Genomic DNA, 262 nt, shown 5'->3' with positions numbered 1-262 from the left:
CGGAGAGACGCGCGCGACGGCCGTCTGAAATTCACTCATGACGCTCCCCGGCCGCGGTGGCAAGGCCCGCCGGGAGCGCGAAGGGCGTAGTGAAGCCCAGCGGCGGCATGAACAGCAAGCAGCCGCCGTAGCGATCGATGAGGACCTGCGTATGGATCGGGTCGAAGACCATTCGATCAATCGACGTACACCACCGCGTAACGTCCGCCGTAGGGCTGATAGTAGGTCCCTCCGCAGGAGTGCAGGGACGTGCCCTCGATGA

General features: G+C 64.9%; 1 protein-coding gene. It reads right to left on the bottom strand.

Annotated features, from left to right (window positions below; translation table 11 throughout):
• Positions 1 to 31: 31 nt before the first annotated feature.
• Positions 32 to 172, bottom strand: coding sequence for a hypothetical protein (locus GPT33_RS12400; RefSeq protein ID WP_296809388.1), 141 nt, complete (start codon positions 170 to 172; stop codon positions 32 to 34).
• Positions 173 to 262 lie beyond the last annotated feature (90 nt).

The organism is Thiocapsa sp., assembly GCF_011390875.1.
Taxonomy (GTDB): domain Bacteria; phylum Pseudomonadota; class Gammaproteobacteria; order Chromatiales; family Chromatiaceae; genus Thiocapsa.
The sequence above is the reverse complement of the archived record's forward strand: the minus strand, read 5'-3'. Positions and strand labels throughout refer to the sequence as shown.